The following is a 22,432-nucleotide window of genomic DNA, read 5'->3' as shown; positions in this document are numbered from 1 at the left end:
GTCGTTTAGTTTCAGGTAAGAGATCGCAAAGCTTTCATCACAGGGAATGACTTCCTCAATCTGAGGAAATTTGAGAGCAGTTCTACTCATCTGAATTCAACTCGCTAGAGGGGACACGCTAAACCTGTGGCGAGGGAGCTAGCTTCCTCGCCACAGGTTTTTTGTTCACTGGGGTTTAGCGACAAGTCCCCTGAACCGGATACGGCCGCTGGCCGTGCATCAACTCCGGCACATCCCGCCATTTGACCCACGCCTGCTGTTGCCAGTGCAGCAGCGGCACGGTGACGCCCGCCCAATGCATCGAGCTCAGGCTCGGGTGGTTTTCCACAGGGCTTGATTGGGTTTCGCGCAGCATCGGGATGACTTCATGGCTCAACCATTGGCGCAGGTGACGGTTTTCCGGAACGAAGTGATGGACGAGCAGGGCGAACAGGCCGGACTCGCTGACCATCGCGCAATCGATGATTTCGCCGTCCCGACGCAGAAGGACATGGCGACGCTGGTCGGGATCGAGTTTCAGGGTGAGACGTTCGTTTAGCGGATAGCCCATCAGGCGACCGAGATCCTGAACACAGAACCAGGCTTCGTGATCTTGCATGAAGGCGTGGAGGAAGCGGTTGTGGCGGGTGAATATGGTGGGGGTGAAGAAAGCAGAGGTTTCAGAAGGAATTTGTACGTGGTTAGGCATTTTTCGACTCCAATATTGAGAATAGAGCCGCCACTCAAGTGAGTGCGGTCACGCCGTTTTGATATTTACTCCGGCTCCGACACCGGGCCGATGATTTCGCCGCCAAGAAGAAGCCTATCGGCTAGCCACCCAAGACGCCAAGTTGACTCTGTCGACACCTACTGTAGGAAAGCGGGCTTGTCTCTGAAGGCAGTATCTGTAGGAAATGCCTGATTTTGCAGTGTCAGCAGCAACCGACCGCCCAAGCCGTAGTTTTTCCTTTATCTATTTGGGTCCACGGAATGAACTGCATGAGTGCCATCAGAGCTAAGAGGTCGAGGCCTGCAATCCGGTAAAAATAATCCTGCGATAAGCGGAGGTTGCAGATATCTCGATCAAGTAATACGTTGTTCCATTGAGTAATACTTTAGAGGTATGACATGTCGACGACCATGACCAGCAAGGGGCAAGTCACAATCCCCAAGCCAATTCGTGATGCGTTGCATCTTACGCCGGGCTCGGCCATTGAGTTCAGCGTCAACGATCATGGCGAAGTGGTTCTGCATAGTGCTAAGCGCGAAACGGGAAAGGCGCGAACTCCTGATCGATTTGATGCCGTAAGGGGCAAAGCCGATATCAAATGGCGAACCGATGATTTGATGGCCTTGCTCCGAGGGGATGATTGATGGTGCTGGTCGATACGAATGTGTTGATTGATGTGCTCGAAGACGATCCGGTCTGGGCCGATTGGTCGATTCAGCAACTTCGTGCTCAATCACTGATCCATGAGTTAGCCATCAACCCGATAGTTTATGCAGAGCTATCACAGACATTTTCGACGTTTGAGGCATTGGACGGAGTAGTGAGTCAACTGGGATTGGTCATGCAGGAGATTCCTAGACCCGCACTGTTTTTAGCTGGTAAGGCCTTCGTGAAGTATCGGAAGGTTGGCGGTGGAAAGCATAATGTTCTGGCGGATTTTTTCATCGGAGCACATGCGGCCGTAAAAAAATTACCCTTGTTGACGAGAGACTCCAAGCGTTACCGCAATTATTTCCCTTCAGTCGAATTGATAACGCCGTCCTGAGCTTATGGATTGCTACACGACGTGCGCTCTCGCAAATCGCCCCGGTAACAATCACCTACCGGGGCGATTCTGCTTTAGCGACTCACCTTCCACGCATCCCCAGCCGGGGCCTTGCCATGGTCATACGGCTTGCCAATCCACATATAAACCAAGCCCAAGCCAATCACGATCGCCGTGCTCAACACCATCGCATAGTTCACATACCACGCCGCATCCGGCGTACGTGGCCAGGCCATGTTGATGATTGCGCCAACGCCATACACCAGCGCGCCGATGTTCACCGGCCAGCCCCATGCGCCGAGGGTGAATTTGCCGCTGGGTTTCCAGCCTTTGCTGCGGGCGTACAGCGCGGCCAGCACGATCATCTGGAACGCGAGGTAGATGCCGATCGCGGCGAAGCTGACGATGGTGGCCACGGCGTCTTGCAGGAAGAAGCCAAGGGCGATGATCAGTGCCGGCAGGACGCCAGACACGAACAGTGCGGCAACCGGTACTTGGGTGGTAGGAGAAATCTTTTTCAGCAGTCGGCTGCCGATGACCATTTCGTCGCGAGCGTAGGAGTACAGCAGACGGCTCGCCGCGGCTTGTAGGCTGATGACGCAGGAAATGAAGGAAATCATCACCACGCCCATCACCACTTTCGAACCGACCGGGCCGAAGGCGTTGTTGAGGATGGTGGTGACCGGGTCTTTGTCGGTGCCGTTGATCACAGCTTGCATGTCCGGCACGGCGAGGATCAGCGCGAGGCAGGCGAACATTGCCGCGATGCCGCCGATGTAGATGGTCATGCGCATGGCCACCGGGATTTTTGCGCTCGGGTTCGGGGTTTCTTCAGCGACGTCGCCGCAGGCCTCGAAGCCGTAGTAGAGGAACATCCCCGCCAACGATGCGGTGAGGAACGCCGGCAGGTACGAGCCGTCGACGCTGATGTCGAAGGTGTTGAACAGCACGCTGAGCGGTTGATGGCGTTCGAACACCAGCAGGTAAACACCGACGATCACTGCGCCAACCAGTTCACAGAGAAAGCCGAACATGGCGATGCGCGCCAGCACTTTGGTGCCGCTGAGGTTGACCAGTGTGGCGAACAGGGTCAGCACCAGGGCGATGACGATGTTGGTGTTGTTGCTTGGCTCAAAACCGAGCATAGCGGCGAGGTACGGGCCAGCGCCGACCGCAACGGCGGCGATGGTGACGCAGAGGGCGATGGAGTAGATCCAGCCGACCATCCATGCCCATTTTTTACCGACCAACCGGCGCGCCCAAGGGTAAACACCGCCGGAAATCGGGAACTGCGAAACCACTTCGCCGAAGATCAGGCAAACCAGCAACTGGCCGCAACCGACCAGCAAATAAGCCCAGAACATCGGTGGCCCGCCGGCGGCGAGGCACAGGCCGAAGAGGGTATAAACCCCTACGACGGGTGACAGATAAGTGAAGCCTAGAGCGAAGTTTTCCCACAGGCTCATGCTGCGGTTGAAGTTCGAGGTGTAGCCCAGTTTGCGCAGTTGTTCGGCATCGCTGTCGGCATCGCTGTCGGCAACGTTGGCGGACAGATCGGGTGTGGCGCTCATATTGTTGGTGCTCCGTGAAATCGGCAGATTTCGGATGGCCGAGGCCGTGGCGGGGCCATGCAGGCGCCGCCCGGTTCGGTGGTTATTGTTTTGGGATCCTGGTGGTGCCTGATCCGGGTTCTTCCTGACACCGGGGTGACGCCTTCGCGAGCAGGCTCGCTCCCACAGGGAACCGCATTCCAAACTGTGGGAGCGAGCCTGCTCGCGAAGCTTTTGACCTTAGTGCTTGAACATCACATGCCGAACCGTGGTGTAGTCCTCCAGCCCATACATGGACATGTCTTTCCCGTAACCGGACAATTTCTGACCGCCATGGGGCATTTCGCTGACAAGCATGAAGTGCGTATTGACCCACGTGCAGCCGTACTGCAAGCGTGCTGACATCCGGTGCGCGCGTCCTACATCTGCCGTCCACACGGAGGACGCGAGGCCGTAGTCCGAATCGTTGGCCCACTCCAGTGCCTGTGCTTCGTCAGTGAACTTGGTCACTGAAACCACCGGCCCAAACACTTCGCGACGGACAATTTCGTCGTCCTGCTGCGCATCGGCCAGCACGGTCGGTTCAAAGAAGAAGCCGTTACCGTCAACGGCCTTGCCGCCAGTGATCAAACGAATGTGCGACTGCGCCACAGCACGCTCGACAAACCCGGCAACGCGGTCGCGATGTTGCGCAGTGATCAACGGCCCCAGCTCAGTCGATGGATCATCCTGCAAGCCGTATTTGATGCTGCCGACCGCCGCGCCGAGCTTCTCGACAAACTTGTCGTAGATGCCCTGTTGCGCATAGATCCGGCACGCGGCAGTGCAATCCTGCCCGGCGTTGTAAAAACCAAAGGTACGAATGCCTTCCACAGCCGCATCGATATCGGCGTCATCGAAGATGATCACCGGCGCCTTGCCGCCCAACTCCATGTGCATGCGTTTAACGCTGTCAGCGGTGCTGGAAATGATGTTGGCGCCCGTGGCAATCGAACCGGTCAGCGAAACCATGCGCACTTTCGGGTGGGTAACCAACGGACTGCCAACGGTAGGACCGCGACCAAATACCAGATTGAGTACACCAGCCGGGAAGATTTCAGACGCCAGTTCGGCCAGACGCAACGCGGTCAGCGGGGTTTGTTCCGACGGCTTGAGCACCACGGTATTACCGGCCGCCAGCGCCGGGGCGATTTTCCAGGCGACCATCATCAGCGGGTAGTTCCACGGCGCGATGGAGGCGATCACGCCGACCGGGTCGCGACGGATCATCGAGGTGTGGCCGGGCAGGTACTCGCCAGCGGCCGAGCCGCTCATGCAGCGGCTGGCGCCGGCGAAGAAACGGAACACGTCGGCAATCGCCGGAATCTCGTCGTTGAGCGCGGCGCTGTAGGGTTTGCCGCAGTTGTCGGATTCGAGTTTGGCCAGTTCTTCGCCGTGGGCTTCGATGGCGTCGGCGAGTTTGAGCAGCAGCAGCGAGCGATCTTTCGGCGCGGTTTGCGACCACTCGGCGAAGGCGTTGTCGGCGGCGCGCACGGCGGCGTCGACCTGGGCTTCGCTGGCTTCGTTGATTTCTACCAGGACTTCGCCGAGCGAGGGATTGAGCACTGGTTGCGCCGGGCCTTCGCCGTTGACCAGTTGGCCGTTGATCAGGAGTTTGGTTTGCATGTCTGTTGTCCTCACTAACGCTTTTATTGTTCTGCCGAAACCGGATTCAAATGTAGGAGTGAGCCTGCTCGCGATATCGGTCGTTCAGTCGACACCACTGTTGAATGACAGTCAGTCATCGCGAGCAGGCTCACTCCTACAGGGATTCGGTTTCTTCAGTTATTCGGTTATTTGCCGCCGCTACCGGCCACGCTTTCGCCACCTCGCGTCAGGTAATACGCGCCGAGAATCGGCAACATGGTCACCATCATCACCAGCATGGCGACGACGTTGGTCACCGGCACATCCCGTGGCCGGCTCAGTTGATTGAGCAGCCACAACGGCAACGTGCGTTCATGCCCGGCGGTAAACGTGGTGACAATGATCTCGTCGAACGACAGCGCAAACGCCAACATGCCGCCGGCGAGCAACGCCGAGCCAAGGTTCGGCAGGATGATGTAGCGAAACGTCTGCCAGCCATCGGCGCCGAGATCCATGGAAGCCTCGATCAAACTGTGCGAAGTGCGGCGCAGGCGGGCGATAACATTGTTGTAAACGATCACCACGCAGAAGGTCGCGTGGCCGACGATGATGGTGAACATCCCCGGCTCGATTCCCAGCGTTTTGAACGTCGCCAGCAGCGCGATCCCGGTGATGATCCCCGGCAGCGCAATCGGCAAAATCAGCATCAGCGAAATGCCCTGTTTGCCGAAGAAGTCGCGGCGATACAGCGCTGCCGAAGCCAGCGTGCCGAGCACCATCGCAATCAACGTGGCGATGGCTGCGATCTGCAGTGAAAGCTTGATCGACTCGAGAACGTCAGGCCGCGAAAACGCCACGCTGAACCAGTGCAGCGTGAAGCCCTTTGGCGGAAAACTGAACGCGGCTTCTTCGGTGTTGAAGGCGTAAAGAAAGATGATCAGTATCGGGAAGTGCAGAAACACCAACCCGCCCCAGGCTGCGATGCGCAAACCTAAAGAAGCTTTCTCCCCCTGCTTTTCTGAATTAGAGCGCATCGAAAGCCCCCAGTCGTTTGACGATGGACAGGTAAACCGCGATCAACACAATCGGCACCAGCGTGAACGCCGCCGCCATCGGCATGTTGCCGATCGCACCTTGCTGCGCGTAGACCATGCTGCCGACGAAGTAGCCCGGCGGCCCGACCAGTTGCGGCACGATGAAGTCGCCCAAGGTCAGCGAAAACGTGAAGATCGAACCGGCGGCAATGCCCGGAATCGACAGCGGCAAAATCACCTGCATAAAGGTCTGACGCGGCTTTGCACCAAGGTCAGCAGAGGCCTGCAACAGCGACGGCGGCAGACGCTCCAGCGAAGCCTGAATCGGCAAAATCATGAACGGCAGCCAGATGTAGACAAACACCATGAACCGCCCCAGATGCGAGGTCGACAAGGTGCTGCCGCCCACCCCGGGAATCCCCAAGATGAACTGCAAAACCGGCTCCAATCCCAAGTGCTGCACGAACCATTGCGCCACGCCGCCCTTGGCCAACAGCAACGTCCACGCATAGGCCTTGACGATGTAACTGGCCCACATCGGCATCATCACCGCGATATAGAAAAACGCTTTGGTCTTGCCCGTGGTGTAGCGCGCCATATAGTAGGCAATCGGGAACGCGACGATGGCGCTTGCGATCGACACGACGATGGCCATGCTCAGCGTGCGCAGGATGATGTCGAAGTTCGACGGCTGAAACAGCGCGGCGAAATTCGCCAGGGTCAGGTCAGGAGTGACCGCCATGGTGAAGTCGTCAAAGGTGTAGAAACCTTGCCACAACAGCACCAGCAGCGAGCCGAGATAAATCGCGCCAAACCACAGCAGCGGCGGCACCAGGAGCATCGATAAGTACAGGTTCGGCTTGCGGTAGAGCAGGTTGGAAAACCTGCGCAACGGCGGCGATGCAGTCATCGCGAGCGTGCTCATGTCACACCCCGCTCGCCACGGTGTCGTGCAGCGGAATCATCGCTTCCCGCGCCCAACGTGCGCTCAGGCGCTGACCGGTCTGATGCTGCGCGCTGCTGTCGATCCACTGATTGTTGGCGTGGCTGATGCTCAGGGTCTGGCCGTTTTCCAGCTTCAATTCATAACGCGTGGCGCTGCCTTGGTACTGGATGTCGTGCAGCAGACCGCTGACTTCGATTTCGTGGCTGGCCAATGGGCCTTCGGCAAACCGCACGTGTTCCGGGCGAATCGAAAACGGCTGCGGATGACCGCTGATTTCGCGGGCCAGATCACCGCGAATCACGTTTGAGGTGCCGACGAATTCAGCGACAAATGTGGTGGTCGGTTTCATGTACAGATTGCGCGGTGTGTCGACTTGTTCGATGCGGCCCTTGTTGAACACGGCGACGCGATCGGACATCGACAGCGCTTCGGTCTGATCGTGGGTGACGAAGATGAAAGTGATGCCGAGTTGGCGTTGCAGCTTCTTCAATTCGCTTTGCATTTGTTCGCGCAGTTTCAAATCGAGCGCGCCTAAAGGCTCATCCAGCAACAGCACGCGCGGACGGTTGACCAAGGCGCGGGCGAGGGCCACACGCTGGCGCTGACCACCGGACAACTGCACCGGTTTGCGTGCGCCGTAACCGCCGAGAGCGACCATGTCCAAGGCTTCTTCGGCGCGCTTGTGTCGTTCGGTTTTGCCGACGCCTTTGACCTTTAAGCCGTAGGCGACGTTGTCGAGGACATTCATGTGCGGGAACAGTGCGTAATCCTGAAACACCGTGTTGACGTCACGCTGATACGGCGGCAACCCGGCCGCTTCGACGCCGTGGATGCGGATCGAGCCGGCGCTCGGTTGTTCGAACCCGGCGATCAGGCGCAGGCAGGTGGTTTTGCCCGAGCCGGATGGGCCGAGCATGGAAAAGAACTCGCCGTCCTCGATATCGATGGAAACCCGGTCAACGGCCTTCACCTCGCCGAATTGCCGGGAAACGTTGGTGAACTGGACTGCAAGCGTCATGGTGCGGTGCTCCAAAAAGGCGAAAGCCATCGCAGCGGCCCTGCCTGGACTTCTGAAAAATCTGAATCGTTTTACGGTTTGCTTGGCTCACACATTCGGCGGACGAGATGCGATCCGCTTTTAGCTCCCTCTCCCTCCGGGAGAGGGCGGGGGGTGAGGGTGCTTTATTCGCCGTTGCTCTGAAGTCAAAGGCAAAGTCAAAAGCTACCCCCTCACCCCAGCCCTCTCCCCCAGGGGGGCGAGGGGGAAAGGGAGCAGACCGCGTCGTTATTGAGCGCTAGCGGCCACCCATGATCGCGATGTAGTCCTGAGTCCAGCGGCTGTACGGCACAAACTTGCCGCCTTCAGCCTGCGGGGTTTTCCAGAAGGCGATCTTGTCGAACTGGTCGAAACCGTTGGTCTTGCAACCTTCAGCGCCAAGCAATTCGCTCTCCTTGCACGCCGCCGGCACCGCCGGCAACGAACCGAACCACGCCGCCACATCCCCCTGGACTTTCGGTTTCAGCGACCAGTCCATCCACTTGTACGCGCAGTTCGGGTGCTTGGCCTCGGCGTGCAACATGGTGGTGTCGGCCCAGCCCGTAGCGCCTTCTTTCGGAATGGTCGAAGCAATCGGCTGCTTCTCGTTCATCAAACCGTTGACCTGATACGGCCAGGCACTCGATGCCACTACGCCTTCGTTTTTGAAGTCGCTCATTTGCACCGTGGTGTCATGCCAGTAGCGGTGGATCAACGACTGCTGCGCGCGCAACAGATCAAGCACAGCTTTGTACTGATCTTCGGTGAGTTGATACGGGTCTTTGATGCCCAGTTCAGGCTTGGTCGACTTCAGATACAGCGCCGCGTCGGCGATATAAATCGGGCCGTCATACGCCTGCACGCGGCCCTTGTTAGGCTTGCCGTCGGGCAGATTCCTGCGCGGCGAACACCACGTTCCAACTGCTCGGCGCGGTCTTGAACACGTTGGTGTTGTACATCAGCACGTTCGGGCCCCACTGGTACGGGGTGCCGTAAGTCTGCTGGTTGACCACGTACCACGGCGCGTCTTTGAGGCGCGGGTCGAGGGTGTTCCAGTTCGGGATCAACGCGGTGTTGATCGGTTGCACACGCTTGCCGACGATCAACCGCAGCGAGGCATCGCCGGACGCGGTGACCAGGTCGTAACCGCCCTTGGCCATCAAGCTGACCATTTCGTCCGAGGTCGCAGCGGTCTTCACATTGACCTTGCAACCGGTTTCCTTTTCGAAACCGGTGACCCAGTCGTAAGCCTTGTCGCTCTCGCCACGTTCGATGTAACCCGGCCACGCAACGATATCCAGCTGACCTTCGCCAGCGCCGACAGCCTTAAGCGGCTCGGCAGCTTGCAGGCTGGCGCTGGCCAGCAGGGCCGTGGTGATTGCACTGAGCAATGCGGTCTTGTGCAGGAACATGGTTGAACCCTCTTCTTTAAATTATGGTCGGGGCAGTTGTGAACGCGGTGAAGCATGCCGTTGACGGCTTGTTATTAGCGTAGTCAGAGATGCTGGCCGTGGCGGGCCATGATGTGCCGCACCACGCTGTAGTCCTGCAGCGAATCACTGGATAAGTCTTTGCCGTAACCGGAGCGTTTCAGCCCGCCGTGGGGCATTTCGCTGACCAGCATGAAATGGCTGTTGATCCACGTGCAGCCGTACTGCAAGCGCGCGGCGACCTGCATCGCCTTGTCCAGATTCTGTGTCCAGACCGACGAGGCGAGGCCGTATTCGGAGTCGTTGGCCCAGTCGACGGCTTGTGCGAGTTCGTCAAAACGGGTCACGGTGACCACCGGGCCGAACACTTCGCGCTGGACGATTTCGTCGCTCTGTTTGCAACCGGCGAGCAGCGTCGGTTGATAGTAGAAACCGGCGCCGGAGTGCACTGCTGCACCGGTCACGCGTTCGATGTGCGGCTGACCGAGGGCGCGTTCGACGAAACTGGCCACGCGGTCGCGCTGGCGGGTGCTGATCAGCGGGCCGATCTCGTTGTCGGCATCACGTTTGCCGGCGAAGCGCAGGCTGCTGACAGCGGCGCCGAGTTCGGCGACCAATTTGTCGTGAATCCCGGCCTGCGCGTAGATTCGGCAGGCGGCGGTGCAGTCCTGCCCGGCGTTGTAGTAACCGTAAGTGCGCACGCCTTCGACTACGGCTTGAATGTCGGCGTCGTTGCAGACGATCACCGGGGCTTTGCCGCCGAGTTCGAGGTGCGTGCGTTTCAGGGTTTTCGCCGCGGCCTGGAGGATTTTCTGTCCGGTGACGATATCGCCGGTCAGCGAGACCATGCGCACTTTGGCGTGGCCAACCAAATGGCTGCCGACGCCTTCACCGCCACCGCAGATAATGTTGATCACCCCGCGCGGGAGGATTTCGGCCAGCGCTGGCGCCAGGGCGAGGATCGACAGCGGCGTGTGTTCGGACGGTTTGAACACCAGCGTGTTGCCGGCGGCGAGGGCCGGGGCGATTTTCCACGCGGCCATCATGATCGGGTAATTCCACGGCGCAATCGAGGCGACCACGCCAATCGGATCACGACGGACCATGCTGGTGTAGCCGGGCAGGTATTCGCCGCTGAGCTGACCGGTCTGGCAACGCACGGCGCCCGCGAAGAATCGGAACACATCGACGGTCGCGGTCAAATCGTCCTGGCGCGCCAGGTGCAAAGGCTTGCCGCAGTTCAGCGACTCGAGGCGGGCGAGGTGGTCGGCGTGTTTTTCGACGGCGTTGGCGATGTCGAGCAGCAGGTTGGAACGTTGCTGCGGTGTGGTGCGCGACCACTCGGCGAAGGCGCGGTGGGCGGCGAGGATGGCGGCTTCGACCTGCTCGGTGCTGGCCTCGGCGATGTGCGTGAGGATTTCACCGGTGGCCGGATTAAGGATCGGCTCGACAAAACCTTCCCCAGCGACCAATTCGCCATCGATCAACAACGCGGTACACATCGGGGTCTGCACGCCAGCCATTTTCCGCGATCTCTTTTTTTGTGTGGCCATTGTTGCTCCCTGATATCGGGAGCCGGCCGTCTTATAGATGCAGCAAGACTAGTGCGCGGCTCCGAGGTCGACAAATTCTAAATACTGAAGGCAGCGTTCGATTAAATAGATGGCTTGCGTCCGCCGTGAGGTTGCTCACGGGCTACGGTCAGGAATGGGTCGACGAGAGCGGGGCGCGCAGTGCCACGGCGCCAGGCCAGACCGACGTCGAGGGTCTGGTTGAGGTCGGCGATGGGCCGCGCTTCGATGATGTCGCCTTCCAGTGACCACGGGCGATAGGTCATGTCTGGCTGGATCGACACGCCGAGACCGGCGGCGACCAGGCTTCGCACCGCTTCGGTCGAAGCGGTTCTCAAGGTGATTTTTGGCTGCAACCCGGCGCCGCGCCACAGTCGCTGGGCGTTGCGATCCATTTCATCGACGTTCAATTGAATCAGCGGCTCGCGGGCGACGTCAGCGAGGTTGATGCTGTCGTGTTCCAGCAGTGGATGTTGGGCCGGGAGCCACAAACGGTGCGGTGAGTGGGTCAGTACTTCAGTCTGCAAGGCGTGGCGATCTTCGAGGTTGGAGAGGATCAATACGCCGACATCGATCTCGCCGCTGACCAGCAAATGCTCGATGTAAGGGCGCTCGTCTTCCATCACGCGGATTTCGACATTGGGATACGCGCGCTGAAAACGGGTGAGCAAATCTGCCAGGTAATAACCGGCGACGAGGCTGGTCACGCCGACGATCAACTGCCCGGCGACCTGATCGGTGCTCTGTTGCAGGCTGCGCTTGGCGTTGTCCACGGTCGCGAGAATCAGGTGCGCCTGGCGTAGGAATTGATGACCTTGGTGCGTAAGGGTCATGCCTTTGGCGTGACGGCTGAACAGGCTGACGCCGATCTCCTCTTCCAGTTGCTGGATCGCCAACGTCAGAGTTGATTGGGAAATGAATGCAGTTTGCGCGGCGGCGGAGATCGAGCCGGTTTCGGCCACGGCGATGAAGTGACGAATCTGACGCAGGGTCATCATGAGAGGGGTACCCAGTGGGCGGTTTTTATAGATTGACCTGAGTGTATATCTATTTTTGCGAAGGGCCTGCGCCTGCTGAGCAACATCTGGAAGCACACTCGCAGGTCGGGCAGGGGCACTTTCGAACTAGGCTGAGGGCCTTATAGATCCGGATAACCCCTGTTTTGGAGGCGGAACATGAACACCCGTGGATTGCTCGATCAACTGCTCAAGTCCGGCCAGGATCTGTTGCAGAACAAGGCTGGCGGAACGCAGAACAAACCGGCTGCCGGTGGCTTGGGCGGTTTGCTCGGCGGCGCTTCTGGCTCCGGTGGCCTCGGCAGTCTGCTGTCGGGTGCAGGTGGTGGCGCGTTGGCCGCAGGCGCCATGGGCCTTCTACTTGGCAGCAAAAAGGCCCGCAAGGTCGGCGGCAAAGTTGCGATCTACGGCGGCCTCGCGGCGCTGGGTGTGTTGGCCTACAAGGCTTACGGCAACTACAACGCGCAAAAAGGCGCCGCTCCACAAAGTGAACCGCAGACCCTCGATCGTCTGCCACCGGCGCAGGCCGAGCAACACAGCCAGGCCATTCTCAAGGCGCTGGTCGCTGCCGCGAAGGCCGACGGTCATATCGATGACCGCGAACGCCAACTGATTGAAGGTGAATTCACCAAACTCGACAACGACCAGGAGCTGCAACACTGGCTGCACGCCGAACTCAACAAGCCCCTCGACCCGACCGACGTCGCCCGCGCCGCGAGCACGCCGGAGATGGCGGCGGAGATGTACATCGCCAGCGTGATGTTGGTGGATGAGGAGAACTTCATGGAGAAGAGCTATCTCGATGAACTGGCACGGCAGTTGAAGCTGGAGCCGGGGTTGAAGGTGGAGCTGGAGAAGCAGGTGCGGCTGGCCTCTGTGTAGAGACGGCGTGCTTCAACAATCGCAAATCCCCTGTGGGAGCGAGCCTGCTCGCGAAAGCGCCGGGTCAGACGACATCGATGTTGACTGTTCCGGCCTCTTCGCGAGCAGGCTCGCTCCCATTGGTTACTCCGACGGGCACGGAGCCTGCTCGCGATGAAGTTTTCAGCCTCACTAAACAAACCATGGCCGATCTATCGCCCCTTTTTGCCATTACCCCGCTGGCACGCCCACCCGCAATTGTCGGACAGTCCCAGCCCAGAGCCCTCCCGCCGACCAACGCGTACAGGCCCGAAGGTTACAAAGCGTCTTATAAATGAAACACCGCCCTCGGCTATACTCCCCGCATTTCGATCAGGCACGAGGAATCACTGTGAAGAACTGGACGTTGCGCCAACGCATTTTGGCGAGCTTTGCGGTGATTATCGCCATCATGTTGCTGATGGTCGTCGTCTCTTATTCGCGACTGTTGAAGATTGAAACCAGTGAAAACAGCGTGCGCGATGACGCGATTCCCGGCGTCTATTACAGCTCGATGATCCGTGGCGCCTGGGTCGACAGCTATCTGCAGACGCAAGAACTGCTCGGGCTCAAGGAAGGCGAGGGGATTTCCAGCGAGGACGCGGCGGACTACAAAGCCTTCGAGGCGCGTTTGCAGGAGCAGATGGCCAACTATCGCAAGACCATGGCGACCGACGAGGATCGTCTCGAGTTCGCCGCGTTCGAGAAGTACCACGACGCCTACATCCAGATTCAGGATGCCGTGCTGGACCTGCATAAACGCAATCTGGAAGCGGACGCGGTCAGGATGTTCCACGACAAGCTCACGCCTGCCTGGTACTCCGGGCGCATGAAGCTCAACGACATCATCGGCGAAAACAAGAGAGTCGCCGATCAGGCCATGAACAATATCGACGATGCCGTGGCGGCTGCCAAAGTCAGCATGTTCATTTCCCTGCTGGTCGCCGTGTTCGCCGCCGGCCTGTGTGGTCTGTTGTTGATGCGCGCAATCATGGCGCCGATGAACCGCATCGTGCAGATCCTCGAAACCATGCGCACTGGCGACCTCAGTTCGCGCCTGAACCTTGAGCGCAAGGACGAGTTCGGCGCAGTGGAAACCGGCTTTAACGACATGATGACCGAGCTGACTGCGTTGGTGTCGCAGGCACAGCGCTCGTCGGTGCAGGTGACCACGTCGGTGACCGAGATCGCCGCCACTTCCAAGCAACAACAAGCCACCGCTACCGAAACCGCCGCGACGACCACCGAGATTGGCGCGACGTCCCGTGAAATTGCGGCAACTTCGCGCGATCTGGTGCGCACCATGACCGAAGTGTCCACCGCCGCCGATCAGGCCTCGGTGCTGGCCGGCTCCGGTCAGCAAGGTCTGGCACGCATGGAAGACACCATGCACTCGGTGATGGGCGCGGCCGATCTGGTCAACGCCAAACTGGCGATCCTCAATGAGAAGGCCGGCAACATCAACCAAGTGGTGGTGACCATCGTCAAGGTTGCCGACCAGACCAACCTGTTGTCGCTCAACGCGGCGATTGAAGCCGAGAAGGCCGGCGAATACGGTCGCGGTTTTGCCGTGGTCGCCACCGAAGTGCGACGCCTGGCGGATCAGACCGCTGTCGCCACTTATGACATAGAACAGATGGTGCGCGAAATCCAGTCGGCGGTATCTGCCGGGGTGATGGGCATGGACAAGTTCTCCGAAGAAGTGCGTCGCGGTATGTCCGAAGTGCAGCAGGTCGGCGAGCAGCTGTCGCAGATCATCCATCAAGTGCAGGCGCTGGCGCCGCGGGTGTTGATGGTCAACGAAGGCATGCAGGCCCAGGCCACCGGTGCCGAGCAGATCAACCATGCGCTGGTGCAGTTGGGCGACGCCAGCAGCCAGACCGTCGAGTCGCTGCGTCAGGCCAGTTTCGCCATCGACGAACTGAGCCAGGTGGCCGTCGGGCTGCGCAGCGGCGTTTCGCGATTCAAAGTCTGATGAGCGAAATCATCGCCAAACGCAGCGCCGCGCAGGTGGCGAAGCCGGCGTTGTTCCTGCTGTTTCGCATCGGCAGCGAGCGTTACGCCCTGCGCGCCACTGAAGTCGCGGAAGTACTGCCGCGCCTGCCGTTGAAGCCGATCGCCCGGGCGCCGCAGTGGGTTGCAGGCGTATTCGCCTATCGCGGTGCGGTAGTGCCGGTGATCGACCTCAGTGCGTTGACCTTTGGCCATCCCGCCGAGGCGCGCACCAGTACCCGCTTGGTACTGGTCAATTATCGGCCGGATGAAGCGCAACCGGCGCAATGGCTCGGGCTGATTCTCGAACAGGCCACCGACACCCTGCGCTGCCATCCGCAGGAGTTTCAGCCTTACGGCCTCGCCAACCGCGAGGCGCCTTACCTCGGCCCGGTGCGCGAAGATGCCCAGGGATTGGTGCAATGGGTGCGGGTCAATGACTTGCTTGATGACGCCGTGCGCCGTTTGCTGTTCCCCGATCCGCCGTTGAATCCGGCGCAGCTTGAGGCGCAGGCATGAGCAGCGATCAGCGCTTTTTCGACTTTCTCAAGGAACGCATCGGTCTCGATGTCACCTCGGTTGGCCCGGCGATCATCGAGCGCGCCGTGCGTCAGCGCACGACGCTCTCGCAAGCTGCGCATGCCGATGAGTATTGGCTGTTGCTGCAAGGCTCGCGGGAAGAACAGCAAGCGCTGATCGAAGCGGTGATCGTCCCGGAAACGTGGTTTTTCCGCTATCCGGAATCCTTCGCGACGCTGGGCAAACTGGCGCGTAAACGCCTTGGCGAACTGAACAATATGCGTGCGCTGCGCATCCTCAGTTTGCCGTGTTCCACGGGCGAAGAACCCTATTCGATTGCCATGGCCTTGCTCGATGCCGGGCTCAAACCGCATCAGTTCAAAGTCGACGGCATGGACGTCAGCCCACTGTCGGTGGAGAAGGCGCGGCGTGCGCTGTACGGCAAGAATTCGTTTCGCGGTCAGGATCTGGACTTTCGCGACCGGCATTTCACGGCTGAGCACGAAGGCCATCGGGTCAATGACGACGTGCGTGAGCAGGTGCGTTTGCAGGTCGGCAATGTGCTCGATCCGACGCTGCTGGCCAGCGAGCCGGCGTTCGATTTCGTGTTCTGCCGCAATCTGTTGATCTATTTCGATCAGCCGACGCAAAAACTGGTGTTCGAGGTGCTCAAGCGCCTGACCCATTTCGATGGCGTGCTGTTTATCGGTCCGGCCGAGGGCAGTCTGCTCGGGCGTTTGGGCATGCGTTCGATCGGTATCCCGCAATCCTTCGCGTTCAGTCGCCACAACGATCCGCACCCCGAGCCGTTGCCGACACCTAAACCCGTGGCGGTACCTGTCAGTCAACCGCCACGCAGCACGCCGCCACCGGTGCTGCGTCAGCGACCGTTTGCCGCCGTGACGCCACTGCCAACCGCCAGCAAAAGCGCCAACCCGGACGCAGCGACCCTGCTGGCCAACATCGCCGCGCTGGCCAATGAAGGCAAAAGTGCCGAAGCCCGCGCCGCCTGCGAACAGTATTTGCGCAGCCACGAACCGGTGGCTCAGGTGTTTTACTGGCTCGGTCTGCTCAGCGACGTCGCTGGCCTGACCCTCGAAGCCCAAGGTTTCTATCGCAAAGCGTTGTACCTCGAACCGCAACACCCCGAAGCGTTGATGCACTTGGCCGCGCTGCTGCAGGCTCAGGGCGATACAGCGGGTGCCAGACGATTGCAGGAGCGCGCCGCCCGCAGCGGGCGCACCGCCGACAGTGAGCGTAAACGATGATCCCGTCCGACACCTTGAACGTCACCCACGAAGACGCACGGGCCATCGACGATTGCTGGAACCGCATCGGCATTCACGGCGACAAGTCCTGTCCGCTGCTGGAAGAGCATATTCATTGCCGCAATTGCTCGGTGTATTCCGCCGCTGCCACGCGTCTGCTTGACCGATATGCCTTGCAGCAGGACGAGCGCGATCCGGTGGCGATCGCCGTGGAAAGCGATGTGAAAACCCGTTCGCTGTTGATGTTCCGTCTCGGCGAAGAATGGCTGGGGCTGGCGACGCGCAGCCTCGTTGAAGTCGCGCCGCTGCAGGCGATTCACTCGTTGCCGCACCAGCGCTCGCGAGCCTTGCTTGGCGTGGCGAATGTGCGCGGCGCGCTGGTGGCCTGCCTGTCACTGGTCGAACTGCTCGATCTGGATGGCAGCGTTACGCCGACCACCAGCGGGCGAATCATGCCGCGCATGTTGATCATCGCCGCCCATGGCGGGCCGGTGGTGGTGCCGGTGGATGAGGTTGACGGCATTCATGCCATCGACGAGCGAATCCTCGATGCCGCCTCGCAATCCGGCGCGCAAGCCAGCGCCAAATATACTCGTGGCGTTCTGCAATATCGCGGTCGCAGCCTGCGTTGGCTGGATGAAGAACAGCTGTTGTCCGCCGTGACCCGGAGCCTCACATGACCCCCGAGCAAATGCGCGACGCCTCCTTGCTGGAGCTGTTCAGCCTCGAAGCCGAAGCGCAGACCCAGGTGCTTAGCGCCGGGCTGCTGGCACTGGAGCGCAATCCGACCCAGGCCGATCAACTGGAATCGTGCATGCGCGCGGCGCACTCGCTTAAAGGTGCGGCGCGGATTGTCGGCATCGACAGCGGCGTCAGCGTCGCTCACGTCATGGAGGATTGCCTGGTCAGCGCGCAGGAAGGGCGCTTGCTGCTGCGTCCCGAACATATCGATGCGTTGTTGCAGGGCACCGATTTGCTGATGCGCGTTGCTACCCCGGCGAATGCGCCACAGCCGAGTGATATCGACGCTTACGTGGCGTTGATGGCGAGTTTGCTCGATCCGTCGGCGCCGCGGGCAACGCTGATTGCACCGCCGATGGCCGAGTTGCAACTTCAAGCGCCGCCGGTCTTTGAACCCGCGCCAGCTCCGATCATGGACGCGTCGGTTGAGCCTTCCGAGCCGACGCCCCGCAAAAGCAAACGCACCACCGAAGGTGGCGAACGCGTCTTGCGCGTTACCGCCGAGCGCCTGAACAGCCTGCTCGATCTGTCGAGCAAATCGCTGGTGGAAACCCAGCGCCTCAAGCCGCACCTGGCGACCATGCAACGCCTCAAGCGCATGCAGAACAACGGCCTTCGCGCGTTGGAAAACCTCAACGTCCATCTCAAGGAACACGCGCTGAGTCTTGAAGCGCTCGAAGCCTTGGAGGACGCACGGCGTTTGCTCGCCGAATCCCAGCAACTGCTGAGCGAGAAAAACGCCGAGCTGGACGAATTCGCCTGGCAGGCCAGCCAGCGCGCGCAAGTGCTCTACGACACGGCGTTGGCCTGTCGCATGCGGCCATTTGCCGATGTCCTGACCGGTCAGGTACGCATGGTCCGTGATCTGGGGCGCAGCCTCGGCAAACAGGTACGCCTGGAGATCGAGGGCGAAAAGACCCAGGTCGATCGCGACGTGCTGGAGAAACTCGAAGCACCGCTGACGCATTTGCTGCGCAACGCCGTTGATCACGGCATCGAAACCCCGGAACAACGCCTGCTCAAGGGCAAACCGGATGAAGGCCTGATCCGCCTGCGCGCCTCGCATCAGGCCGGTCTGCTGGTGCTGGAGTTGAGCGATGACGGCAACGGCGTCGATCTTGAAAAGGTTCGCCGCAGCATCGTCGAGCGGCAGTTATCCCCAGCTGAAACCGCCGCGCAGTTGAGCGAAGAAGAACTGCTGACCTTCCTGTTCCTGCCCGGCTTCAGCCTGCGCGACACGGTCACTGAAGTGTCCGGGCGGGGCGTGGGTCTCGATGCCGTTCAGCACATGGTTCGCCAATTGCGCGGTGCCGTGGTGCTGGAGCAGACGGCGGGCGAGGGCAGTCGCTTCCATCTGGAAGTGCCGCTGACCTTGTCGGTGGTGCGCAGTCTGGTGGTGGAAGTCGGCGAAGAGGCGTACGCCTTCCCGCTGGCGCACATCGAGCGCATGTGTGATCTGGCCCCCGAAGACATCGTGCAGGTCGAAGGCCGCCAGCATTTCTGGCACGAAGGCCAGCACGTCGGGCTGGTCGCGGCCAGCCAGTTGCTCAACCGCCCGGCCAGCCACAACAGCGGCGAAACCCTGAAAGTCGTGGTGATCCGTGAGCGCGATGCGGTGTATGGCGTTGCCGTCGAACGCTTCATTGGCGAGCGCACCCTGGTGGTCTTGCCACTCGATGAGCGTCTGGGCAAAGTGCAGGATATCTCCGCTGGCGCCTTGCTCGACGACGGCTCGGTGGTGCTGATCGTCGACGTTGAAGACATGCTGCGTTCGGTGGACAAACTGCTCAACACCGGGCGCCTTGAACGCATCGCCCGTCACGGCAATCAGGCTGCCGAGGCCGCACGCAAGCGGGTGCTGGTGGTCGACGACTCGCTGACCGTGCGCGAGCTGCAACGCAAACTGCTGCTCAATCGCGGCTACGACGTCGCGGTGGCGGTGGACGGCATGGACGGTTGGAACGCGCTGCGTTCGGAGGACTTCGATTTGCTGATCACCGACATCGACATGCCGCGCATGGACGGCATCGAACTGGTCACTCTGCTGCGCCGCGACAATCGCCTGCAATCGCTGCCGGTGATGGTCGTGTCGTACAAGGATCGAGAAGAGGATCGCCGCCGTGGACTCGATGCCGGCGCCGACTATTATTTAGCCAAAGCCAGTTTTCATGACGACGCCCTGCTCGATGCAGTGGTCGAGCTTATCGGAGGAGCGCGGGCATGAAGATCGCAATCGTCAACGACATGCCCATGGCGGTAGAGGCGCTGCGCCGGGCGTTGGCCTTCGAGCCGGCGCATCAGGTGGTCTGGGTCGCCCGCAACGGCGCCGAGGCGGTACAACTGTGCGCCGAAAATACCCCGGATCTGATCCTCATGGATCTGATCATGCCGGTGATGGACGGCGTCGAAGCCACCCGCCGGATCATGGCCGAAACCCCGTGCGCCATCGTCATCGTCACCGTCGACCGCCAGCAGAACGTGCACCGGGTCTTTGAAGCCATGGGTCACGGCGCATTGGACGTGGTCGATACCCCGGCCCTCGGCGCCGGCGACGCTCGGGAAGCCGCAGCACCGTTACTGCGCAAGATCCTCAATATTGGCTGGCTGATCGGCGACAAAGCGCCGCGCTCACGTCCCGCGCCGACGCCTCCGCGCAGTTCGGGTTCGCGCCAACGGCTGGTAGCGATCGGTTCATCCGCAGGCGGGCCGGCGGCGCTGGAGCTGCTGCTCAAAGGCTTGCCCAAGGATTTCTCGGCAGCCATTGTGCTGGTGCAGCACGTCGATCAGGTGTTTGCTGCCGGCATGGCCGAATGGCTGGCCAGCGCCAGCGGCCTCGATGTGCGTCTGGCCCGCGAAGGCGAACCGCCGCAGGCCGGCGCGGTGTTGCTGGCCGGGACCAACCACCATATTCGCTTGTTGAAAAACGGCACGCTGGCTTACACCGCCGAGCCGGTCAACGAGATCTATCGGCCCTCGATCGACGTGTTTTTCGAAAGTGTCGCCAGTTATTGGAATGGCGACGCTGTCGGGGTTTTATTGACCGGGATGGGACGCGACGGCGCGCAAGGGCTTAAGCTCATGCGCCAACAGGGCTACCTGACCATCGCGCAGGATCAGCAAAGCAGTGCGGTGTATGGCATGCCCAAGGCTGCAGCGGCCATTGATGCCGCAGTTGAAATCCGTGCACTGGAAAAGATAGCGCCACGATTGCTGGAGATTTTCCCCAAATGAACAGGTTTATCCGCAATCCTGGCCCCCGCAGTACTCAGGTGACCGCCCATGAATGACTTACAGATCGATGACATTAAAACCGACGAAAACGCCGCCATGGTGTTGTTGGTGGACGATCAGGCGATGATCGGCGAAGCGGTGCGCCGTGGGCTGTCGAATCAGGAAAACATCGACTTCCACTTCTGCTCCGACCCGCAGCAGGCCATTGCCCAGGCGGTGCGGATCAAACCGACAGTGATCCTGCAGGACCTGGTGATGCCCGGCCTCGATGGCCTGAGCCTGGTGCGCGAATACCGCAATCATCCAGCGACCAAGGACATCCCGATCATCGTCCTGTCGACCAAGGAGGACCCGCTGATCAAGAGCGCGGCGTTTTCCGCCGGCGCCAACGATTATCTGGTGAAACTGCCGGACACCATCGAACTGGTGGCGCGCATCCGCTATCACTCGCGCTCGTACATGACGCTGCTGCAACGCGATGCCGCGTATCGCGCGTTGCGCGTCAGCCAGCAGCAGTTGCTCGACACCAATCTGGTGCTGCAACGGCTGATGAACTCCGATGGCCTGACCGGGCTGTCCAATCGCCGCCACTTCGACGAGTACCTGGAACTGGAGTGGCGCCGCTCGTTGCGGGATCAGAGTCAGTTGTCGCTGCTGATGATCGATGTCGATTACTTCAAGTCCTACAACGACAGTTTTGGTCATGTGGAAGGCGATGAAGCGTTGCGCAAGGTCGCCACGGCGATCCGCGAGGCCAGCGCACGACCGTCGGATCTGCCGGCGCGTTATGGCGGTGAGGAGTTTGTGCTGGTGCTGCCGAACACCTCGCCGGGCGGCGCGCGGCTGGTGGCGGAGAAACTACGGCAGACCGTGGCGTCGCTGAAGATTCCGCACAATACCCCGGCGGAAGGGGCGAGTCTGACGATCAGTATTGGTCTGGCGACCATGGTGCCGCAGGCGGGCAGTGATTGCCGTTTGCTGATCTCGGCGGCGGATCGTGGCCTTTACCTGGCTAAAAACAACGGGCGTAACCAGGTCGGGATCGAGTAACGGCTTTCCCTCACCCCAGCCCTCTCCCGGAGGGAGAGGGGGCCGACCGAGGTGTCTGGCGCTGTACATCGACCTGATCGACCGAGTCGATTATGGATCTTCAAGCTTGGCGATTCCGGATTCGGCAAAGCCCTTTCACGTCGGCGTACCTCCCGAACATCCCCCAACCAGTCCCCTCTACCTCTGGGAGAGGGCTAGGGTGAGGGCAGGCCCATACGCCAATTTCCGCCTGAAAGCCTTGGCGATCATGGATTCGGCAAAGCCCTTTCACGTCGGTGTACCTCTCGAATATCCCCCGATCAGTCCCCTCTACCTCTGGCAGAGGGCTAGGGTGAGGGCAGGCCCCTACGCCAATTTCCGCCTGAAAGCCTTGGCGATCATGGATTCGGCAAAGCCCTTTCACGTCGGCGTACTTCCCGAGCATCCCCCAATCAGTCCCCTCTACCTCTGGGAGAGGGCTAGGGTGAGGGCAGGCCCATACGCCAATTTCCGCCTGAAAGCCTTGGCGATCATGGATTCGGCAAAGCCCTTTCACGTCGGCGTACCTCCCGAGCATCCCCCAATCAGTCCCCTCTACCTCTGGCAGAGGGCTAGGGTGAGGGCCTGGCCCATACGCCAATTTCCGCCTGAAAGCCTTGGCGATCATGGATTCGGCAAAGCCCTTTCACGTCGGCGTACCTCTCAAATATCCCCCGATCGGTCCCCTCTCCCTCCGGGAGAGGGTTAGGGTGAGGGCAAAGGCTTTAATGATCCCCACACCCGCCAGAC

Annotated in this window: 19 protein-coding genes and 1 pseudogene; 11 read left to right on the top strand and 9 right to left on the bottom strand. The window is 60.4% G+C overall.

What is annotated here, in order from left to right:
- Positions 1 to 175: 175 nt before the first annotated feature.
- Positions 176 to 688, bottom strand: a complete 513-nt coding sequence (locus tag KBP52_RS13010; RefSeq protein WP_212622899.1) for a Bro-N domain-containing protein — start codon at positions 686 to 688, stop codon at positions 176 to 178.
- 419 nt (positions 689 to 1,107) lie between these two features.
- Between KBP52_RS13010 and KBP52_RS13005 the strand changes: the two genes are divergently transcribed.
- Positions 1,108 to 1,353 carry a type II toxin-antitoxin system PrlF family antitoxin gene (locus KBP52_RS13005; protein ID WP_116028703.1) on the top strand — a complete coding sequence of 82 codons (246 nt, stop codon included), beginning with the start codon at positions 1,108 to 1,110 and terminating at the stop codon, positions 1,351 to 1,353.
- Entirely contained in the window at positions 1,353 to 1,754 is a 402-nt protein-coding gene (locus tag KBP52_RS13000; protein WP_077571271.1) for a type II toxin-antitoxin system VapC family toxin, read from the top strand. The genes KBP52_RS13005 and KBP52_RS13000 overlap by 1 nt, the downstream gene beginning before the upstream one ends.
- Positions 1,755 to 1,828: 74 nt before the next feature.
- On the opposite strand, the gene KBP52_RS12995 is transcribed toward KBP52_RS13000, so the two are convergent.
- From KBP52_RS12995 to KBP52_RS12960, 8 genes and pseudogenes are all read right to left on the bottom strand, one after another.
- A complete protein-coding gene (locus KBP52_RS12995) occupies positions 1,829 to 3,325 on the bottom strand; it encodes an amino acid permease (protein WP_137219484.1) in 1,497 nt (498 codons plus the stop codon).
- Positions 3,326 to 3,544: 219 nt separating this feature from the next.
- Entirely contained in the window at positions 3,545 to 4,969 is a 1,425-nt protein-coding gene (locus KBP52_RS12990; RefSeq protein WP_212622898.1) for a gamma-aminobutyraldehyde dehydrogenase, read from the bottom strand.
- Between the two features lie 167 nt (positions 4,970 to 5,136).
- Positions 5,137 to 5,964, bottom strand: coding sequence for an ABC transporter permease (locus tag KBP52_RS12985; RefSeq protein ID WP_077571274.1), 828 nt, complete (start codon positions 5,962 to 5,964; stop codon positions 5,137 to 5,139).
- Entirely contained in the window at positions 5,954 to 6,889 is a 936-nt protein-coding gene (locus KBP52_RS12980) for an ABC transporter permease (protein WP_016986394.1), read from the bottom strand. The genes KBP52_RS12985 and KBP52_RS12980 overlap by 11 nt, the downstream gene beginning before the upstream one ends.
- A 1-nt stretch (position 6,890) precedes the next feature.
- Entirely contained in the window at positions 6,891 to 7,928 is a 1,038-nt protein-coding gene (locus tag KBP52_RS12975) for an ABC transporter ATP-binding protein (RefSeq protein ID WP_212622897.1), read from the bottom strand.
- A 277-nt stretch (positions 7,929 to 8,205) separates the two neighbouring features.
- Positions 8,206 to 9,358, bottom strand: a pseudogene (gene ydcS, locus KBP52_RS12970) (putative ABC transporter substrate-binding protein YdcS).
- Positions 9,359 to 9,441: 83 nt separating this feature from the next.
- Positions 9,442 to 10,899 carry a gamma-aminobutyraldehyde dehydrogenase gene (locus KBP52_RS12965; RefSeq protein WP_212622896.1) on the bottom strand — a complete coding sequence of 486 codons (1,458 nt, stop codon included), beginning with the start codon at positions 10,897 to 10,899 and terminating at the stop codon, positions 9,442 to 9,444.
- 131 nt (positions 10,900 to 11,030) lie between these two features.
- Positions 11,031 to 11,945 carry a LysR family transcriptional regulator gene (locus KBP52_RS12960; RefSeq protein WP_007967749.1) on the bottom strand — a complete coding sequence of 305 codons (915 nt, stop codon included), beginning with the start codon at positions 11,943 to 11,945 and terminating at the stop codon, positions 11,031 to 11,033.
- 177 nt (positions 11,946 to 12,122) lie between these two features.
- Here KBP52_RS12960 and KBP52_RS12955 point away from each other — a divergent pair, with 177 nt between their 5' ends.
- From KBP52_RS12955 to KBP52_RS12915, 9 genes are all read left to right on the top strand, one after another.
- Positions 12,123 to 12,845, top strand: coding sequence for a tellurite resistance TerB family protein (locus tag KBP52_RS12955; RefSeq protein ID WP_212622895.1), 723 nt, complete (start codon positions 12,123 to 12,125; stop codon positions 12,843 to 12,845).
- Between the two features lie 370 nt (positions 12,846 to 13,215).
- Positions 13,216 to 14,838, top strand: a complete 1,623-nt coding sequence (locus tag KBP52_RS12950) for a methyl-accepting chemotaxis protein (protein ID WP_116028711.1) — start codon at positions 13,216 to 13,218, stop codon at positions 14,836 to 14,838.
- Positions 14,838 to 15,374, top strand: a complete 537-nt coding sequence (locus KBP52_RS12945; RefSeq protein ID WP_212622894.1) for a chemotaxis protein CheW — start codon at positions 14,838 to 14,840, stop codon at positions 15,372 to 15,374. Before KBP52_RS12950 ends, KBP52_RS12945 begins: the two co-directional genes overlap by 1 nt.
- Complete coding sequence (locus KBP52_RS12940; protein ID WP_212622893.1) at positions 15,371 to 16,642, top strand: CheR family methyltransferase; 1,272 nt, start codon at positions 15,371 to 15,373, stop codon at positions 16,640 to 16,642. Before KBP52_RS12945 ends, KBP52_RS12940 begins: the two co-directional genes overlap by 4 nt.
- Complete coding sequence (locus tag KBP52_RS12935) at positions 16,639 to 17,322, top strand: chemotaxis protein CheW (protein ID WP_212622892.1); 684 nt, start codon at positions 16,639 to 16,641, stop codon at positions 17,320 to 17,322. Before KBP52_RS12940 ends, KBP52_RS12935 begins: the two co-directional genes overlap by 4 nt.
- A complete protein-coding gene (locus KBP52_RS12930) occupies positions 17,319 to 19,607 on the top strand; it encodes a hybrid sensor histidine kinase/response regulator (RefSeq protein WP_212622891.1) in 2,289 nt (762 codons plus the stop codon). The genes KBP52_RS12935 and KBP52_RS12930 overlap by 4 nt, the downstream gene beginning before the upstream one ends.
- On the top strand, positions 19,604 to 20,614 hold the full coding sequence (locus KBP52_RS12925; protein ID WP_212622890.1) for a chemotaxis response regulator protein-glutamate methylesterase: 1,011 nt from the start codon (positions 19,604 to 19,606) through the stop codon (positions 20,612 to 20,614). Before KBP52_RS12930 ends, KBP52_RS12925 begins: the two co-directional genes overlap by 4 nt.
- 48 nt (positions 20,615 to 20,662) lie before the next feature.
- Entirely contained in the window at positions 20,663 to 21,664 is a 1,002-nt protein-coding gene (locus KBP52_RS12920) for a PleD family two-component system response regulator (protein ID WP_077571285.1), read from the top strand.
- A 106-nt stretch (positions 21,665 to 21,770) separates the two neighbouring features.
- Positions 21,771 to 22,391 carry a hypothetical protein gene (locus tag KBP52_RS12915; RefSeq protein WP_212622889.1) on the top strand — a complete coding sequence of 207 codons (621 nt, stop codon included), beginning with the start codon at positions 21,771 to 21,773 and terminating at the stop codon, positions 22,389 to 22,391.
- Positions 22,392 to 22,432 lie beyond the last annotated feature (41 nt).

The sequence above is a fragment of the Pseudomonas sp. SCA2728.1_7 genome (assembly GCF_018138145.1).
Taxonomy (GTDB): domain Bacteria; phylum Pseudomonadota; class Gammaproteobacteria; order Pseudomonadales; family Pseudomonadaceae; genus Aquipseudomonas; species Aquipseudomonas koreensis_A.
This window is presented reverse-complemented; position numbering and strand designations above follow the sequence as displayed.

Bases quoted from the DNA above. Each gene is read 5' to 3' on its own strand.
- KBP52_RS13010 (WP_212622899.1), bottom strand. From the start codon at position 688: ATGCCTAACCACGTACAAATTCCTTCTGAAACCTCTGCTTTCTTCACC.
- KBP52_RS13005 (WP_116028703.1), top strand. From the start codon at position 1,108: ATGTCGACGACCATGACCAGCAAGGGGCAAGTCACAATCCCCAAGCCA.
- KBP52_RS13000 (WP_077571271.1), top strand. From the start codon at position 1,353: ATGGTGCTGGTCGATACGAATGTGTTGATTGATGTGCTCGAAGACGAT.
- KBP52_RS12995 (WP_137219484.1), bottom strand. From the start codon at position 3,325: ATGAGCGCCACACCCGATCTGTCCGCCAACGTTGCCGACAGCGATGCC.
- KBP52_RS12990 (WP_212622898.1), bottom strand. From the start codon at position 4,969: ATGCAAACCAAACTCCTGATCAACGGCCAACTGGTCAACGGCGAAGGC.
- KBP52_RS12985 (WP_077571274.1), bottom strand. From the start codon at position 5,964: ATGCGCTCTAATTCAGAAAAGCAGGGGGAGAAAGCTTCTTTAGGTTTG.
- KBP52_RS12980 (WP_016986394.1), bottom strand. From the start codon at position 6,889: ATGAGCACGCTCGCGATGACTGCATCGCCGCCGTTGCGCAGGTTTTCC.
- KBP52_RS12975 (WP_212622897.1), bottom strand. From the start codon at position 7,928: ATGACGCTTGCAGTCCAGTTCACCAACGTTTCCCGGCAATTCGGCGAG.
- KBP52_RS12965 (WP_212622896.1), bottom strand. From the start codon at position 10,899: ATGGCTGGCGTGCAGACCCCGATGTGTACCGCGTTGTTGATCGATGGC.
- KBP52_RS12960 (WP_007967749.1), bottom strand. From the start codon at position 11,945: ATGATGACCCTGCGTCAGATTCGTCACTTCATCGCCGTGGCCGAAACC.
- KBP52_RS12955 (WP_212622895.1), top strand. From the start codon at position 12,123: ATGAACACCCGTGGATTGCTCGATCAACTGCTCAAGTCCGGCCAGGAT.
- KBP52_RS12945 (WP_212622894.1), top strand. From the start codon at position 14,838: ATGAGCGAAATCATCGCCAAACGCAGCGCCGCGCAGGTGGCGAAGCCG.
- KBP52_RS12940 (WP_212622893.1), top strand. From the start codon at position 15,371: ATGAGCAGCGATCAGCGCTTTTTCGACTTTCTCAAGGAACGCATCGGT.
- KBP52_RS12935 (WP_212622892.1), top strand. From the start codon at position 16,639: ATGATCCCGTCCGACACCTTGAACGTCACCCACGAAGACGCACGGGCC.
- KBP52_RS12930 (WP_212622891.1), top strand. From the start codon at position 17,319: ATGACCCCCGAGCAAATGCGCGACGCCTCCTTGCTGGAGCTGTTCAGC.
- KBP52_RS12925 (WP_212622890.1), top strand. From the start codon at position 19,604: ATGAAGATCGCAATCGTCAACGACATGCCCATGGCGGTAGAGGCGCTG.
- KBP52_RS12920 (WP_077571285.1), top strand. From the start codon at position 20,663: ATGAATGACTTACAGATCGATGACATTAAAACCGACGAAAACGCCGCC.